The organism is Burkholderia sp. Bp9140 (assembly GCF_003853425.1).
Classification (GTDB): Bacteria; Pseudomonadota; Gammaproteobacteria; order Burkholderiales; family Burkholderiaceae; genus Burkholderia.
In genome coordinates, this window is sequence record NZ_QTPQ01000051.1 from 1 (window position 1) to 16,530 (window position 16,530).

The window sequence follows — 16,530 nt, forward strand, 5'->3', positions numbered from 1 at the left end:
AGCCCGCGCCGACCACGAGTGCCAGGGCGAACAGCCAGTCGATGACCGACAGGCGTGCGAGGAACGGACGGTCGTCGTCCGGCTCGACTGCCCGAACCTCGCGCATCGCATCCGTTTGCCGGTACGACGGCGCGGCAATGGAAGCCGCACCGCCGCGAGTGAATCGCATCACCTTCATCATCATCCCCACGATGTCGCCGCGCACGGCTGAAATAAAAAGCAGTGCCCCGCCCCGGGGGAGACGAGACACCGAAAAGATCGCCGTCGGCGCCGGCTTGCGTGCGCGCCCCGCGCGCCGGCTTCACCGCCGCCGGCTCATTGATCGGCCGGCGGGCTCGCCACTGTCTCGGGTTCCGCCGGGAACGCCTCGACGAATACCGCGACGGCGCGCATTTCCTGCTCCGTCATGTTCGCGCACACGCTCTTCATGACCGCGCCGCGTGGCCGCGTGTCGGTTTCCCGGAAGATCCTGAGCTGCTTCAGCACGTAATCCGCATGCTGACCGGCGAGACGCGGGAACCGGTCGACGCCTTCCCCATGCTGGCCATGACATCCGATACACGCCGCGACGCCCTTGTCCGGCAGGCCCGAGACGAAAATCGCCCTGCCCGCGTCGATCAGCGCGCGATCGCCGGCTTCGCCGAGGCCCGCATGCTGGCTCGAGAAATAGGTGGCGATGTCGTCGATCTGCGCGTCGGTCAGATGTGTGAAGCCCCACATGTACCGCTTCGCATTCGGATCGGCGCGCGCGTGATGCTTGAAGTCCGTCAACTGATCGACGAGGTATTCCTTGCGTTGCCCGGCGAGCTTCGGAAACTGCGGCGACACCGAGACGCCGGTCGCGCCATGGCAGTTGGAGCACACCTGCAGCGCGATGGTCTTGCCCGCCACGGCCGGGTTGTCGACTTGCCGCGACCGCTCCAGGTCGTGGCAACCGGCCCCGGCCAGCATCATCGCGAGCGAGACGAGATGGGCCACCTTGTTCATGTCACCGACCTCCCTGCCACATTTTCTGCCGCCTTCCGATGCGATCCCGTTTGGCGCCGCCGCGCATGCGCATCGACACGCGATGCGAGATGCGCGCCCCTCTCCCGTTGCGCGTGGTCCAGTCGGCCGGATGCGCGGGAAAGGCCGGACGGGAAGTCAGAAGGAAGCGAGCCATAGATAGAGAAACAACGTATCGTTGTCCCTCGCGTTGCGCCCCATGCCGTCGTAGTTGGTCTTCGCGCCGAGGAACTTGGTGAAGTGCGTGTACTGCAGGCCGATTCGAATGTGCTGATCGGGTATCCAGAATATTTCCGGCGTCCAGCCCTGCGTATTCGGATGGAAGTTCGCGCTCCCCGCATACAGCGTGCTGTCCGCGGTGCCCGTCGTATTGAAGAACGACAGGCTGACGCCATACTTGGCCTGGTAGATGTACGACGCCTTGAGCCGCAACGAATTCAGGTTCGCTGCCGTGTTGTCGCTCACGACGAAATTATTCGGATCATGAATGTTTTCGCGCACGTAGCGCGCTTGCGCGGTGATCGTGTGCGGCTCCAGCAGGTACTGATACTGCGTGTCGAAACCGTAGTCGCGATAGCGCGTCACGCCCGTGCCGAAGATCGGAAAGCTGTTCGGGTCGTTCGGATAGATGTCGACGCTCAACCCGAACGCGCCGACCATGATGTTATGCGGGCCCCATTCGCGCGTCAGCGCGATACGCGCATACGGGTTGTAGCCACGCAGATAGACCTGCGGGTGGTCCGGGTTGCCCGCGTGGTTGCCCTTGCTCAGGAACGACCAGATCCCATCGGCCGTGCTGTAGGCGGTCAGCTCCGCATAGACCAGCTTGTTCCAGTACAGGTAAGCGCCCATCCCGACGACCTGCATCTCGAGACCGCCCTCGATGATCGGCGTGACCGGCACGCCGGCAACCGGGCTGATCGCCGAGCCGAGGTACGGATAGCTCCAGGCCGGCGCGGTATTGAAGACGTCCTGCACGGTCGGATTGTTGTGCAGCGTCAGGCCGAGGATCAGGTCGTTGGCGGGAGAGATGATCCGGTCGACGAAGCGGAAGTCGGTGTTGTCCGACGCCCACCAGCCCTTCCATTTTCCGTTGGCATCCTGATGATCGTAGTTCGCATAGGTGAATTGCGCGAAACCGCCGAGATGGTCGGTGATCTTCCCGGCGAGGAATACGCTCGCGAAGTCGAAGATCGGCAGGCCGTTCTTCGGCGTGACGGGATTACCGCTGGCGTCGGTGTTGGCTCTCGTCTTGCTCAGGTCGCCGACGGCCATCGCCGCGAGCGGAATCGTGCGCTCGCCCAACGTATAACCGTTCAGCTTGAACATGCGCCCGTACGGCGTCAGTTCGGGAAACTGCCCGCCTGCATGGCACGCGACGCAGCTCTGCCCGGTCTGGCGCGCGAAGATCGGCAGCGCCTGCGCGATGGACGCCTGCAGCAACGCGAACGCCGCGAGCACGACCATCCCGCCGCGCCGCATCCAGCGATGACCTGCGCCAGGGTCGACCAGAAACGTTGTCATGGCTGCTTCTCCCCAAAGCCATATGCCGCCACTCGCCTGCGCGACCTTCGAGCGTCGCGCGATGTCTTCATTGTGCGAACCGCCGGCCGGAACCGGCATGGGGCAACTCCCCCTTAACGCGGTCTGATCTCCACCCGATCCCTTCGCCCCGCACCATCGCTCACGGAACGATCCAGCCGCCGTCGGCGACGAGCTTCATTCGGTCCGGCCCGGCGAACCGGACGATATAGCCGCCCTTCGACGCCACGTGCTGCCCGGGCGCGAGCGTCAGGCGCGGGTAGTAGCCGGTCAGGATGCGGCGTTCGAGCATGTCCTGGATGCGTTCGACGAGGTACTCGCGCACGAACGCATCGACCAGGTGGCTCAGGGTTTCGGCGAGCAGGCCGCACGCGAGATAGGTGTCCGCCTGCACCTGCGGCGCGACCACCGGAATCTGCCGGATCGAGAACCAGCCATACGCATAGTCGACGCGCACGCGCCGCCCTTCCGGCAAGTCGAACGGATAGGCGATGCGCGTCACGCCGCGCCAGTTCGTCGGCAGCGGCGTGTTGTCGAGCCCGCCGAGCAACCCCGACATGTAGACCGTGTCCGACGCGGGCGGCGCATGGCCGAGCGCGGCGATGTCGGGCGGCCGCAGCCACAGCACGAGCACGTCGTCGCGCGACACGCCGTGCAGCGCGCGCGCGATGGGCTCGCCGGGCGCAAGCGCCTGGTTCGACACCGCGATGCCGTGCGTCTTCAGCGCGGCGGCAAGCGCTTGCGCGCCGCGCTCGCCGTTGTCGCCCGTGCGATAGACCTGCCGGACCGTTCGCACCGTGTTGGCGGCCGGCCCCGCGCCCGCCTCGTCGAGCATGCGCCTGGCCATCAGCCCAGCCTCGAGCAGCACGCCCTTCGAGAAATACACGGAATAGAAATCGTGATCCGTTTCGATCGGCACCTCGACGTTCGGAAACAGACAGGGCACCGCCTCCTGCTCGCAGAAATCGTGAACCGGCGCCCAGTTCCGGCCGCCCAGTCCCGACACCACGGCCAGCACCGGTTGCCGCGCGAGATACTGTCGCAACTGCTCATGCCACGTGTCGGGCGGCCCCTCGAGTTGCCACACGTGCAGCGCCCAGCGGCGGTTGACCATGAACATCATCTTGCGCGTCGAGCGCAGGGCCGGCGTCGCACCCAGCGGAAAGACGTTCTTGTCGTGGAAGTAATTCACGAGCACATCGAGCATGCCGCGTTTTTTCACCGGGTCCGCATCCGGCGTGATGATCGTGGCGAAATGCAGCACCGTGTCGTCGACGCCCGTCGGCCCGTGCCGGTCGAGGCGTTTCAGGTAGTCGATCAGTGCCTTCATGTCCGCATCGTTCAGCGCATACCGCGGCATCAGCGCGCTGAGCGGTTTGCCTTCCGAATCGAGGCCCTCGCGGATCGCCCGCGCGATCGTCGCATCGGTATACGGTTCGCGATTGAAGCGCATGCCCGGCACGAAGGGAACCTTGGCGTCGTCGGGATTCTCGACGCGCGGCTGAAACAGATAACGGCCGGTGATCGGCGGAATGTTGCTCGTGCCCTCGCGCGCGCCGAGGCCGCTGTACCGATGGCAATTCATGCAGGCCGCCGCGGCGCCGTGCAGCCGCACGCCGTCGTCGTGCACCGCTTCGAGCGGTTCGCCCGAACCCAGCAGGCCCTGCCGGAAGATCGCCGCGCCCGCGCCCGCGCTCGCCGGCGCCGGTGGCGGCTCGCCCGACGCGCCGCGCGCATCGGGCGACGGCACCAACTGCAGCGCGAACAGCGCAACGCCGACCCAGCCAGCGAGCCGGCGCCGTACGCGCGGCAGCGCGCCCCGCACGATCGCGTGTCGCAGGATGCGGGCACCGTTCATGATCAGGGCATCGGCTTGCCGCGCATCGCCGGCGTCGCGTCGACATCGACCGAAACGGAGCCGCGGCGTCCCGGCGCAGCCGGCTTCGCGAAGATCGCGTCCCCGAGCGGCGGATTGAGCGCGATCTTGTCGATCGTCAGCCGGTCCTTCCTGGCCGACGCGGCCCCGCCGGATTCGATCGTGAACGGCATCTGCAAGCCGTCGACGTTCCGGTAATCGAGGTAGGCCACCTCCACGCTCACCGGCTGGCCGCGGAGATCCCGCACCACGCGGTCGTACTTCACCTCGAGGAACGTCCGCGCATCGATCCACACATGGCGGCTCAGGCCGGACGGCAGCTTCACCGCGAGCCGGTACGCTTCGCGCCCGCCGACCTGCTCGACACCGTTGAGCGTGACGCCGATTCCTTTCGCCTCGTGATCGATCAGCATCCCGTCGATCACCTGCTCGTCGCGCGCGAAATTCAATTCGTCGGGGGTATACGGCCGCAAATCGGTCCTGCCGGTCGCGCCCGGTCGCAGCTTCCAGCCATCCCGGCCGTCGAACACGCGCACGGCCCGCTGGTTCAGCACGGTCACCTCGAAGCGCGTCTTGTTCGGCCGCTTCATCGCCAGCACGAACGGCAGGTTCGGCGCCACGGCATTGGCACTATCCACGTGCCCGATCCAGACCATCGTCTGGACTTTTCGCCACGCGTCGAGCCCGCCTCGCGCGGCGACATTCTTCTCGACGATCTGGTCCGCACTCAGGCTCTGGGCCGGTATCTGCTCGACCAGGAACATGGCCGCCGCAAAGCAGCCGGCCAGCACCCACAACGCGTTACGCTTCATGTCCGTCTCCCCCGTCCGGATACCCGGCGCCGGACTAACGGCCGGGCGTCTTCGCCATCGCCAGTTGCGGCATCGCGAACAACGCGTCGTCGGTCGGCGCATTCACCTTCACGCTCTGGATCGTCAGCTTGTGCGTCGGCCTGACGCCCGCCACCACGGTCTCCAGCACATGCGGGATGTCGAGACCGTTCTCTTTCCGGTAATCGCGGTAGTAGATCGCGACGGTGTGCATCCTGCCGTCGAGCATGCGCGGCTCCCCGTCGATCTTCAGCTCGAGAAAACTCGACGCATCGATCCAGACCCGGCGTTCCGCGTGCTCTTTCGTCGTCAGCTTCAGAACGTATGCGCCATGTCCTTCCACCTGCTCGGTGCCGACCAGCTGGACCGTGGTGCCCTTGCTCGCGTAATCGACGAGCGGCCCGTCCAGCTCGGCCGCGGCGGCAGCCGATTTCGCTTCCGCCGGCGTATAGGGCTCGACCTCGTCGCGCCCGAGGAACGGCCTGACCTTCCAGCCCCGCGCGCCGTCGTAGACCTGGAACGCCGTCTGCTCGTTGAAGCGCACTTCGAAGCGGCTCTTGTGCGGCCGCTTCATCGTCATCACGAATGGCAGCGCGGTGTTCTTCTTGCCGCCGGCCTCGATCAGCCCCGTCATCGTCAGCGAGCCGACCGCGCGCCATGCCTGCAGCCCGCCGCGCGCCGCGACGTTGCGCTCGACGATCTGCGTCGCGCTCATGCGCGCCACCGGCGCGGCCTTGGCCGTGGCCTTGGCCCTGGCCCTGGCCTGGGCCGTTCCCGCGGCCGAGGCGGCGCTCGCATCGGGCGTCGTCGCCAGCAGGCCCATCGCCGCCGCCACCGCCACCGACATCCCCGTCAAAAGAAAGCGATTCATGAGTTGTCTCCCTGCGTTATGCCGCGGCTCCCTGCCGCGCGTCATTCGACCACCAGGCCGTCGATATGGAACGAGCCGACCAGCACGTTGACGCGCTCGCCCGGCTTGATCGCGTTGCCCTTGTTCGAGAACACCATCCAGTATTCCTGCCCGGCCTGCAGCGGACCGCTTTGCCGCAACTGGCCGATCTTGTCCATCACCGGGATGTCGAGCAGCGCGTGGCTCGTTTGCCCGTACAGGTGCGGCGTCGCACTCTTGTCGCCGAGCCGCTTCGCCGCCGCCGGGTCGGTCACGCGGTAGCTGAAGCGGATCAGGTTGTCCGATGCGGTGTGACGCACCCGCATGTTGTCGACGCCGCGCGTCATCTGGTAGTAGACCTTCGCGCGTTGCGGCAGGCCCACCGGCCGATACGGCGAGTGCCGGGCGAACGCCGGCTGCGCCTGCTGCCGCGCCGGCTGCTGCGCCGCGGCCGGCTGGGCCAGCGCGGCGGCCACGCAGGCGGCGCCCGCGCAGCACGCCGCCCGCCATCCAAGGGAACGCGAGGATTTCATGGCGCCACTCCCGTCAAGATGTTCAACCCCGGCGGCAACAACCCGAGCAGGCCGGAAGGCTGCGCGTTCAGCGCGAGCGGATCGACCGGCGTGCCGCCAGCCGACAACTCCACCGCCCCCCGGTCGTAGCCGGTGCCTTGCGGCCGCTGCGTGCCGAAGATGTCGTGGTTCGGCGCGCCCGTCGGCGTGCCGGTATCGCGCGCCGGTGAAGCCGTCGTGATCGAGTAGTTGCCCAGCAGCACGCCGTAGCCCGCGGCGCCCGGCACGATCGACATGTTGAACAGCGACAGCGGGCCGTACGACATGTTGATCCACTGGTTGCCTTCGTCCGGCACCGCCGACGGCAGCAGGCTGAACAACGGGTTCGGCAGCACCGTGTCCGAGATGCCCGGCGGCACCGCGAAGCCGTTTCCGCCTCCCTCCGGCGGCACGCGCGAACCGTTGCAGTACAGGCTTGCCAGCGCCGGATCGGTCCCGACGTTGTTCGCGCCCGGATAATCGCCCGCGTCGGTCAGGATCGAGTACCGCGGGCTCATGGTCAGCCCCGACTGATGGTTGCCCGGCCCGGTGTCGCCGTATCCGCCGATATCCCAGTAGACCGCGTTCGGATCGCAGTAACCCGTCGAATGCGTGGCCTGGTTCAACGTCGGGTTCAGCGCGACCGCGTTCTGCAGCCCCGGTATGTTCGGATTCGGTCCGCTCACCGTGATGTAGAACGTGCGGTTATGCCAGAACACGTTGTTGGTCAGCAGCGGATTCGAGAACGTCGTGCAGTTCGGCAACCCCGCCGGGCACGCCACGCCCGCGCTGGTGAACGCCGAGATGAAGTTCGTCGTGTGCCGCGCGGTCTCCAGCCCGGCCGGCTGATAGGTCGACGTCGTGATCGGGTTGCAGGTCGTTTCCGCGCCAACCGTCGTGCAGTTCGGCGGCCCGACGTTCGCCTGCGCGGCCCCTTGCGTATTGAACAGCACGCCGGCCGTCGCGGTCGCGTCGTTGGAGACGACCGTGTTGTTCACGAAGCTGACGCGCACCGCGTCCTGCAGCGAGACGCCGCCGCCGCCCCAGCCCGCCACGTTGTTCCCGATGATGTTGTTGATCACGCGCACCGTGTACCAGTTCGCCGCGTTGTTCGGGCTGCGCTGCACGTCGGTGCCGTTCACCTGCTGCAACCGCAGCCCGCCGCCCTTGCCGCTTTCCGCCGTGTTGCCCATGATCAGGTTGCCGTCGATCGTCAGGCTCGGGCCGGTGCCGTCCGACAGCTCGGGCGCGCAATCCAGGTCGACCGGCGCGTTCTCGCAGAAGGTCCCGTCCGGCGGCACGCCCTGGGCGATGATGCCGCCGCCGTAGGTGGGCAACGTCGGGTTGTTGCTCTGGTTGAACAGCACCCAGTTGTGCGAGATGTCGCCGTTGTAGCTGAACCCGAAGTGCGCGACGCCTCCGCCATCGCCGCTGCTCAGGTTGCCGCACACCCAGTTGTAGTTGAAGTGATAGAAATCGGCGCCCGTGCAGAAGACGACGCCGCCGGCCGACGATGGCGTGCTCGAGTTGATTTCATCGCCGTACGACGCGTTCGACGTGACGTAGTTGTGGTGCACGTTCACGTTGCTGTTGAACAGGTAAGGCAGCTCGGTCACGCCGTCGCCCGCGATGGTGCCGTCCGGCACTTCGACCTGGCCGATCGCGATGCCGCCCGTCAGCGTCCCCGCGTTGGAGAACACGCGGTTGTTCGACACCTCCATCAGATGATCCCAGCCGTGCAGGAAAATCCCGCCGCCGCCTTGCGAGCTGTTCGTGACACTGATGCCGTCGATGCGCGACGGATTGCACTTGAAGTTGCTCGGGTAGTTGACGCAGTCCGGCGGGTTCGGCTGGCGCAGGGTCGGCCCCGCGAGCGGCGTGCAGATGCCGTTCGCGGTGCAGTTCGGATCGGGCTGCCGTACGCCGCCCACCAGCACGTCCCGCACGCCCTTGGCCAGCACCGTGATGCCCGCGCCTTCATAGGCGCCCATCAGCGACGGCTCGAGCAGCATTTCGCCGAGGTTGCCGTTGAGGTTGCTGTCCCAGCCGACGATCGGCTCGAACGGAATCGGATCGACCTGGCGTCGCATCTTCGCCGTGCAGAAGGCATTGGACGGATCGTTCGGATCGAACGGATTCGTGCTCGAGATCATCGCGCCATTCATCGCCACGCCGAACAGGCAATCGACCAGCTTGCGCCAGGTGTCCATCTTGCCCGACGGGTGGGTGTTCGCGTTGACGACCACCGACGGCGCGCCGACGCCCTGCAGCCGGACCGGCTTCCACATCACCAGCATCTCGTTGTAGGTGCCCGGGCCGACGACGATCATGTCGCCCGGCGTCGCGTTGTTGATCGCCTGCTGCAGCGCGTCGCCCGTCGCATTCTCGCCGCCGACGTAGGTCGGCGGCTTGCCGCCCACCGTGACGGTGACCGTATCGACGGAACGCTTGCCGTTGGCGGCCGTGATGACGAGCTCGCCGCAGCCGGTCGGCGTCGCGACGCCGCGCTGCTGGATCGTGCAGGCACCCTGCGGCCCGAGCAAGGGCGGGACGATGACTTGGATCTGCGTATCGCTCCACGACGTCACCACCGCCGGCAGGCCGCCGATCGTGACGTTCTGGCACGGCCCGGCCGAACATGACGCAGGCCGGTTGCCGAAGCCGTAGTGGCGCGTGACGAACTTCTGGTTGAACGGCGTCGTGCTCGCCGCCGGCCCGTTGTACGCGTTGTTGGACACGGGCTGGTCGCCGAGCGCGTTGATCGTCAGCCGGTGGCCGGGCGCGCTGACCCACGGCCCCGCGCCCCCGCCGCTCGCATCGCCGGTCACGCTGGCGATCGCCGGCGTGGCGTCCGGATACGCGCAGTCGGGCGGGTTGTAGCCTTCCGCGAACGCCTGCACCGGCACGACCGGCGTATCCATGTACTGCGTCTGCCCCGGCATGAACGGAATCTCGTAGCAGAACTGACTGTACCCGGGATTGAACAGCGGGTCGCGAATCGTCCGGCCCGGATGCGCCGGGTCGGGCATGTCCGGATCGTTCATGCAGGCCACCATCATGGTCGGCGCGTAACCCGTCGGATTCGGCGGGTTGACCTCCCAGGTCGAATAGTTGAGCCCGTTGAAGATGCCCCACGAATCCGAGTAGGTGCGCGCGACTTCGTTGCCGCCGAAATCCTTGATCGAGATCGGCACGTTCGGCACCGCGAACTTCTCGCCGAACTGCGGCGAATACGGGTCGAATTCCGACGAGAAGTCGTCCAGCATGAAGCCGGTGTAGTGCGCGGCGACGTGCGTCGAGCTGAACAGCCAGAACTTCGCCAGCACCGACATCTCGTTGGTCAGCGTCACTTCCTTGCGATCGCACAGGTGCCGCGAGGCGCCCGCGAACGGCGCGACTTCCTGCGAGCCCGGGAACAGGCTGATGTAGTCGGGCACGATGCGCAGCTCGCCGACGCACGGCCAGAACGTCTCGACGCTGCCGGTGTCGCCTTCGTGCCGCGGCAACGAACCGAGATCCGTCGTCGGGTTCTGCGCATTGGTCGGGTTGAAGGTCGAATTCATCGCCGCCTGGTCGGGCAGGATGAAGATGGTGCCGAGCCCGCCGAACTGCTGCGAGACCGGCGCGATGTAGTTGTCGCCGATCAGGATGTTCTTGTCCTCCTCCTTCACCAGCTCGTACCCGGGCGGCACGATCACTTCGACCACGTACTTACCGGCCGGCAGCATCTGCGTGCCGTCGCCCGACGGGTTAGCCACGCAGATCTTGCAGTTCGTGGCGGTAGGCAGGCCGCTCTGCAGGTTCCTGGCCGTCACGCTCGGGAACTGGTACATCCCGTCGTAAGGCGCCGGCTGCACCTGGTTGAACGCGTGCATGCCGTCGTAGCACTTGTACTGCGCGTTGTACGGCAGCGCGCGATGCTGTGGATCGAGCCACTGGGGGCTGTTCTTCAGCGTGACCGCGTAGAACGGGTCGCTCGCTTCCTGTCCCGGGCAGTTCATGTTCGGCGTGGCGCCGTCGGAACGGAAGCCTTGCGCCCAGTCGTCCCAGCTCGAGGTCTTCGTCGTGTCGACCAGCGTCAGGCTCTGCGTGCCGTCCGCGGCCGTGCTCTCCTGATACAGGTTGACCGTCACGTTCGGAATGTCCGGCGTCCAGCTCGTGTGGAGGAGCAGCGCGGGATCGTCGAACGGCCGCGTCGACGCGTAGATCACTTCACCCTTGATGCCGCCGTTCTCGGTCGGGCCGAAGGCCTTCTTGCCGAACTCGATGAACGAGTTCTGGCCCGAGAAGCCCTGCCAGCCCTCCGTGGTCACCCACGGCGGATCGACCCGGCCGGTCGACGGCGTCGTGCCCGTCCGCTGGCCGGCACCGCAGTCGGCATTGTCGCAATACACGGCCCCCGGCACGCGCAGGTTCGCCGGCAACTGCCCCGTCGAGGTTTCCGTCGTGTTCGCAAAGTTCGCCGCGATGTTCGAGCTGCCTCCGCCGGTCGTGCCGTCGACCGGCCCGCCCGCGTCATAGACCACGTGCACGCCCGTCTGCTTGAAGCGCGTCGTATCGGCCTCGACCACATACCAGTTGAACAGCGGGAACACTTCGTTGAATCCGGCGAAGCCGTTCAGGTCCGTGTTGTTGAAGTTCGAATAGCTGCCGTCGCGGAACCGGATGTTGGTCGGCACGAGCGTCAGCCCGGGCTCGCTGTCCTGCGAGACGCCGTCGCCGTTCAGGTCCATGAAGCTCCGCGTGTACAGGTTCGTGTGCCACTGCAGCACCGCGAGCTGGCCCAGGTCCTTGCTCTGGCCGCCCGCGAGCTGCACCGCCGTCGCCAGTCCGTCAACGATCTGGTCGTTCCATTGATCGAAGATCGTGATCCGGAACGTGCCGTCGGGCAGCCCCGCGAACGAGAACTTGCCGTCGGCGTCGCACTTGGTGAACGCGATGTCCTCGCCGTCCGTGTCGCCGATACTCACGTAGCACTGCGTAAAGCCCAGCGAATCGCGCGAGCCCGAGCTATAAAGGTTCTCGTTCGGCGGACGGCTGTAGTGCAGGTTCGTGACCTGGCCCGACACCGCGTTGTTGCACGTCCTGCCGGTGCAGACGACGGGCAGCCGGTCATTGATGACCTTCGGATTCGCGAAGCCGATCGACACGTGGAAGCCCGCCGGCCCGAATTCCTGGAAGTACGACGGGCCGCCGACCTTGATGAACGCGTCGTGCGCCTTCTGCCCGTCGAGCGTGTTCGTCTGCAGCCACTCTTCGCCGCGGCTGATCCGGTCGGCCGCCGGCGTCGCGACGACGCCGTAGCGGCCGGGCATCATGTTCGCGATGACCGCCTGGCCCACGAGCGGCGACAGCGTCTTGCCGTCCGACTCGTACTTCGGGCAGGTCGGGATCATGCCGACCAGGCCGTCGGTGCCGGTGAGCTTGCCGGTGACCGGGTCGAACGTGTCGGCCTGGCGGGATATCGGGCACGCATCCAGCCCGGTGAGCGGATCGAGCGTGCCCTGCAGCGAGTTGGACAGCGGCATGTTGAACATGTCGTAGGTCATCTGCCCGGTTGCGTCGCCCGTGCCGCCCGCGTCGTCGAAGAGCTTGATTTCGAACCCGCCGAGGCCCGGCTCGTGGGCCGTGCCGAACTCGTCGGTGCCGCCGCTCACGTCCACTTCACCGTTGACCGGCGCATCGTCCTCGAAGACGAACACCGAGATCTTCGCGGTCTGCAACGGCGTTTCCTGCACCAGCACGTTGACGTTCTTCTGCGCGGGCGCGATCGGCGCACCGCCCATCGTGTGCCCGCAGGTGCCCGTGCCGGGCGCGAAGTCCGCGCCGCCGGGGCCCGACGGACAGTCCTGCGCGATGCTGAACTGGCGCTGCGGTCCGGTCGGGTTGTTCGGATCGACCGGCTGCGGCGCGCCCGCGCCGGCCGAGAAGCTGTTGCCGGCGTCGCCCGGCAGGACCGAGATGTAATAGCGTTTCGTCGGATCGAGCGCCACCTGGCTCGGATCGACCGGCACTTGCTGCGAGGCGTTCGTCCGGCACACGCCGTTGCCGACGTCGCACACCGCGGGGATGTGCGTGTTGGTCTTCGGGTCGTACACGGTCTGCTTCGACTCGCACGCCACCGTGCCGACGCAGCCCGCGGCAATCACCGGCATGTAGCTGCTGTGGAAGTTCGTGCCGAGACTCGGCACCGGCAGCGCCGGGCAGCCGGCGGGACGCGGCGTCACGTTCACCTGGCAGCGCGGATCGATCTGGAACGTGCGGTCCTCCTCGATGATCCAGCGGTAGTCGCTGAGCTGAACCGGGGTCTTGCCCGGTGCGGTGCTCGGCGCATCCAGCACCTTGACGGCGAGTCCGCTGCCGCCGAGGAACGTCACCGTCGCGGTCGCGGGCGCGCTCGCCGTGTTCTGCGAGTTCACCACCGTGTACTTGAACGTCACGGTGGCATTCACCGCGCCAACCGGCGGCGTCGTCGGCACCGCGGTAAACGATCCGTCCGGATTCACCGTGACGGTGCCGCCCGTCACGCTGCCCGCCAGCGTGGCGGTCAGCGCCAGTCCGGCGGGATCCTTGCCGTACGCGGTCAGGCCGGGGGCGCCGATCTGCAGCCGCGACGCGATGTTGCTCGTATAGCTGGCATCGCTCGCCACCGGCGGGCCCGACAGGCAGTTCGCGGCCGCGGTGCACGCAGCCAGCGTCACCGTCGTGTGGATGTTCGGATTGCCGTTGACCTGGTACTCGAACGCATCGGACGTGGTGCCGCTGTTCGGCACGTAGGTAAACGTGCCGTCCGGGTTCAGCGATACCGTGCCGCCGGACGGCGGTGTCTTGATCTGCACGCCGTACACGCCGACGTCGTTGGCGATGACGCCTTTTACCGGATCCGCGACGGTCAGCGGATTACCCGCCACGAGGAAGTACTTGTCGGGATTGGCGACCACGTTCTGGCCGCCCGCCGTCGGCAGCGCGCCGTTGTTGACGCTGACATAGGCCTGCATGCCGCCGTCGCGATGGTTGTCGGTCGACAGGCTCAATTGCCGGTCGTACACCGGCAGCGCGGGTGCGTTCTGGGCCGGCGCGTTGATCATCACGTCATAGGTCTTGCCGGCCGGCATGAAGACGGTCGACTGCACGCGCGGCGCACCCGGCAGCGGATTGCCGTCCTCGGCGACGAGCGAGAAGCCGGAGTTGCCGGCGGTGCCGGTCTGCGCGCCGACCACCGACGGCACGTGCATCCGCAGCCCCGCATTCACGAAGCGCAGCAGCACCTGGCCGGTGGTGACGGGCGCGGCGGCGGGAAAGGCGGACGCATTGGGATGCGTGCGATCGAACGCGACACCGTTGATCAGGTAATAGCGCGGATCGTAGTTCACCGCCGGCGGATAGCAGGTGCCGAACGACGCGGATTTCGAATCGCCGCACCCGCCCGACAGGCCCGACCAGACCTTCGTCTCGCTGAAGCCGGCGGTCGCCACGGCGGCCGCGACGGCGGCGTTCTGCACCGGATCGATTTCGCTGAGCACGAGCGGCACGTCGGCGTCGTAAGGGATGTTGGGATACGCGAGCGAACGCCCGCCCGCCGTGGGCGGCGTCCGGACCACGAGCACGCCGTACAGCCCCATCGGCCCCTGGATCGACGGGTGCGTGCCCGATTCGATCAGATAGGTGCCGGGCCGCAAGTTGCTCCACGTGAGCGTCGTCGTCGCGCCCTTGGCCACTTCGGTCGAGAACGACTGCACGCGCGGACCCTGCGGCGGCGGCGTAAACGTCGCGCCGCTGCCGGTCCCCGCGATCGGCCAGGTCGTCGCCGTCTGCGTCGGGTGCGTCGGGCTCGCCGTGCTGGTTGCCGTCGTGCCCAGGCCGCCGCCGAGCTGGCCGACGATCACCAGCGACGTCGGCACCGACGCCGGCAGGCTGTTGGTCAGACTGATCGTCAGCGGTCCCGGCGGCACCGTGATCACGACCGGCGACCAGTTCGCGCCGGCGCCGGGATTCGCCGCCGCGCAGGTCGCCGGCGCCGTCGCGGCCGCCGAGCAGGTGTAGCCCCACATCGGCACGGGCTGCCCGTCGGGCAATGCGGCTGTCGTGGCCTTCGCCGTCAGCGTGACGCTTTGCGCGAACGCGGCCTCGCCGGTCGCGAGCAGAATGGATGCCACCGCCCCTGCCTTGAGCAGGTCGACGAGCATCGCCTTGAACTGGTTGGCTCTCATCGCAACTCTCCCCGCCTCTAGTTCCCTTCGTTGATCACGAAGACTTGTGGATCGACGAGCATCATCATCATCATTCCGCCGGGGAAGATGTTGTTCGTGGTGATTTCGCGTTCATTGTGCGAATGCCACATGAATGCAAAGCCCGCTTCGCTGCCCGGCGGATTCGCGATCGTTCCGCTCGGCGGCGTCGAGCCGGTGGGCGCCGTCGCGCGGATCGTCGCGTCCGGCCCGAGGTACGGACTGCCGCCGTACCACGCACCGTTCGTCAGGATGTTCGCGTCCGGCAACGTGACCGGGCCGCCGCTGCCGACGTTGCCGAACGGATGCGCTTCGAGCGCCTTGTCGTGATCGGCGCACCACTCGTAGTAGTTCGGCGCGGTCGGGTCCTGCGTGTAGTAGCCGTTCGCGTCGGGAATGCAGACGCTGCCGTCGCCGGGCTTGTGCCCGTAGACGTCCCAGTTCAGCCCCTTGCCCGTCCAGTAGAAGATGCCGTCCATCGCCTGGCCCGGCGTCGTCGTGGTCGTGAACAGCAGCGGGCCCGCGACCTTGGTCGGATCCGACTTGCTCAGCAGCAGGTTGCCGTCGCGCGCCAGCACGCGCACGTGATTGCCGTGCTCGTGGAACGGATGCTGCCAGCGGCCGGTGCCGATGATCCGCAACAGCACGAGCTCGCCCGGGTGCATGTGCGGGTTGCCGTTGTATGGCTGGTGCTGATACTGCACCGCGTAGTTCGGGTCCATGTCGTCGGGCATCGAGCGGCCGTTGACCATGAAATAGGCCGGGCGATACGGCTCCGTCGCGACGGTCATGCAGCCGTTGGGCTGCGTGCACGGGTTGGCGGCCTGCTCCTCCGCCTGCGTATGAATCCGCGGGTCGATCTCGGAGAACTGGAACAGGTACTCGCGGTCGTAGCAGGCCGCGCCGAGGTTGTACGCCGCCGCCGCATTGCGGTAGTCGGGCTGCCCGTCAGGCAGCGTGCCCGCCACCGCGCGGCAGCCCGCCGGCACCGCGAGCGTGCCCGGCGCGCTGGTCGGCAGGACGATGATCGCGCCATACAGGCCCATCTCGATCTGCAGGTCGCCCTGCGTGCCGCTGTAGTAGCTGTGCGTGCCGGGTGTCGACGCGACGAAGCTGTAGGTGACCGTGCCGCCGTGCGCGGCCTCGCGCGTCAGCAGGCCCGGCGTGCCGGTCAACGCCGTGGGGCACGTGCCGTCCGGATTCATCGCCGCCGCACAGACCTGGAACCCCGGAAACAGGATCGACGTGTTGCCGGCGGCCGCCGGCAGGTTGTTGGTGAGCGTGATCGTGACGACGTCGCCCTGCTTGACGATCAGCGTCGGACCGGGAATCTGCATGCTCGGACAGTTCGCGCCCGCGATGTTCGACGGCGAGAATCCGGCCGGCGCGGTGCGGCAGCCGTAGCCCCACGAGTAGACGCTCGACCCGTCGGGCTGGCTGATGCGCGCCGCCTCGGCGCTCAGGTCGAAGTGCGTGCCGGTGATGCCCGGCGCAGCGGCCTGCGCGTGCAGGCAGACGAGTGCGGCGAGCGCCGCTGCGCCGAACCGCCCGACGCGAGCAAGACGGGTGAGCGTGGCGCTTCGCAGGAGGTGAATGATGTGGCCCACGG

8 protein-coding genes are annotated in these 16,530 nt (G+C 67.3%); all 8 read right to left on the minus strand.

Annotated features, from left to right (window positions below; genetic code table 11):
* Positions 1 to 315 precede the first annotated feature (315 nt).
* Positions 316 to 987, minus strand: a complete 672-nt coding sequence (locus DIE21_RS32200; protein WP_124501468.1) for a cytochrome c — start codon at positions 985 to 987, stop codon at positions 316 to 318.
* A 156-nt stretch (positions 988 to 1,143) separates the two neighbouring features.
* Entirely contained in the window at positions 1,144 to 2,529 is a 1,386-nt protein-coding gene (locus tag DIE21_RS32205; protein WP_185642886.1) for a cytochrome C, read from the minus strand.
* A gap of 160 nt (positions 2,530 to 2,689) precedes the next feature.
* Positions 2,690 to 4,405, minus strand: a complete 1,716-nt coding sequence (locus DIE21_RS32210; protein ID WP_124501469.1) for a c-type cytochrome — start codon at positions 4,403 to 4,405, stop codon at positions 2,690 to 2,692.
* A gap of 2 nt (positions 4,406 to 4,407) precedes the next feature.
* Complete coding sequence (locus DIE21_RS32215; RefSeq protein WP_124501470.1) at positions 4,408 to 5,235, minus strand: hypothetical protein; 828 nt, start codon at positions 5,233 to 5,235, stop codon at positions 4,408 to 4,410.
* A 34-nt stretch (positions 5,236 to 5,269) separates the two neighbouring features.
* Positions 5,270 to 6,124, minus strand: coding sequence for an outer membrane lipoprotein-sorting protein (locus DIE21_RS32220; protein WP_124501471.1), 855 nt, complete (start codon positions 6,122 to 6,124; stop codon positions 5,270 to 5,272).
* 41 nt (positions 6,125 to 6,165) lie between these two features.
* Positions 6,166 to 6,675, minus strand: a complete 510-nt coding sequence (locus DIE21_RS32225) for a hypothetical protein (RefSeq protein ID WP_124501472.1) — start codon at positions 6,673 to 6,675, stop codon at positions 6,166 to 6,168.
* Positions 6,672 to 14,903 (minus strand): choice-of-anchor Q domain-containing protein, encoded by an 8,232-nt coding sequence (locus tag DIE21_RS32230; protein ID WP_185640732.1) that lies wholly within the window; start codon positions 14,901 to 14,903, stop codon positions 6,672 to 6,674. The genes DIE21_RS32225 and DIE21_RS32230 overlap by 4 nt, the downstream gene beginning before the upstream one ends.
* Before the next feature lie 17 nt (positions 14,904 to 14,920).
* On the minus strand, positions 14,921 to 16,528 hold the full coding sequence (locus tag DIE21_RS32235; protein WP_185642887.1) for a multicopper oxidase family protein: 1,608 nt from the start codon (positions 16,526 to 16,528) through the stop codon (positions 14,921 to 14,923).
* Positions 16,529 to 16,530: the final 2 nt, after the last annotated feature.

What these genes read in the sequence shown, in the direction of transcription:
- DIE21_RS32200 (WP_124501468.1), bottom strand. Translation starts at nt 987, where the DNA reads ATGAACAAGGTGGCCCATCTCGTCTCGCTCGCGATGATGCTGGCCGGG.
- DIE21_RS32225 (WP_124501472.1), bottom strand. Translation starts at nt 6,675, where the DNA reads ATGAAATCCTCGCGTTCCCTTGGATGGCGGGCGGCGTGCTGCGCGGGC.
- DIE21_RS32220 (WP_124501471.1), bottom strand. Translation starts at nt 6,124, where the DNA reads ATGAATCGCTTTCTTTTGACGGGGATGTCGGTGGCGGTGGCGGCGGCG.
- DIE21_RS32215 (WP_124501470.1), bottom strand. Translation starts at nt 5,235, where the DNA reads ATGAAGCGTAACGCGTTGTGGGTGCTGGCCGGCTGCTTTGCGGCGGCC.
- DIE21_RS32210 (WP_124501469.1), bottom strand. Translation starts at nt 4,405, where the DNA reads ATGAACGGTGCCCGCATCCTGCGACACGCGATCGTGCGGGGCGCGCTG.
- DIE21_RS32205 (WP_185642886.1), bottom strand. Translation starts at nt 2,529, where the DNA reads ATGACAACGTTTCTGGTCGACCCTGGCGCAGGTCATCGCTGGATGCGG.
- DIE21_RS32230 (WP_185640732.1), bottom strand. Translation starts at nt 14,903, where the DNA reads ATGAGAGCCAACCAGTTCAAGGCGATGCTCGTCGACCTGCTCAAGGCA.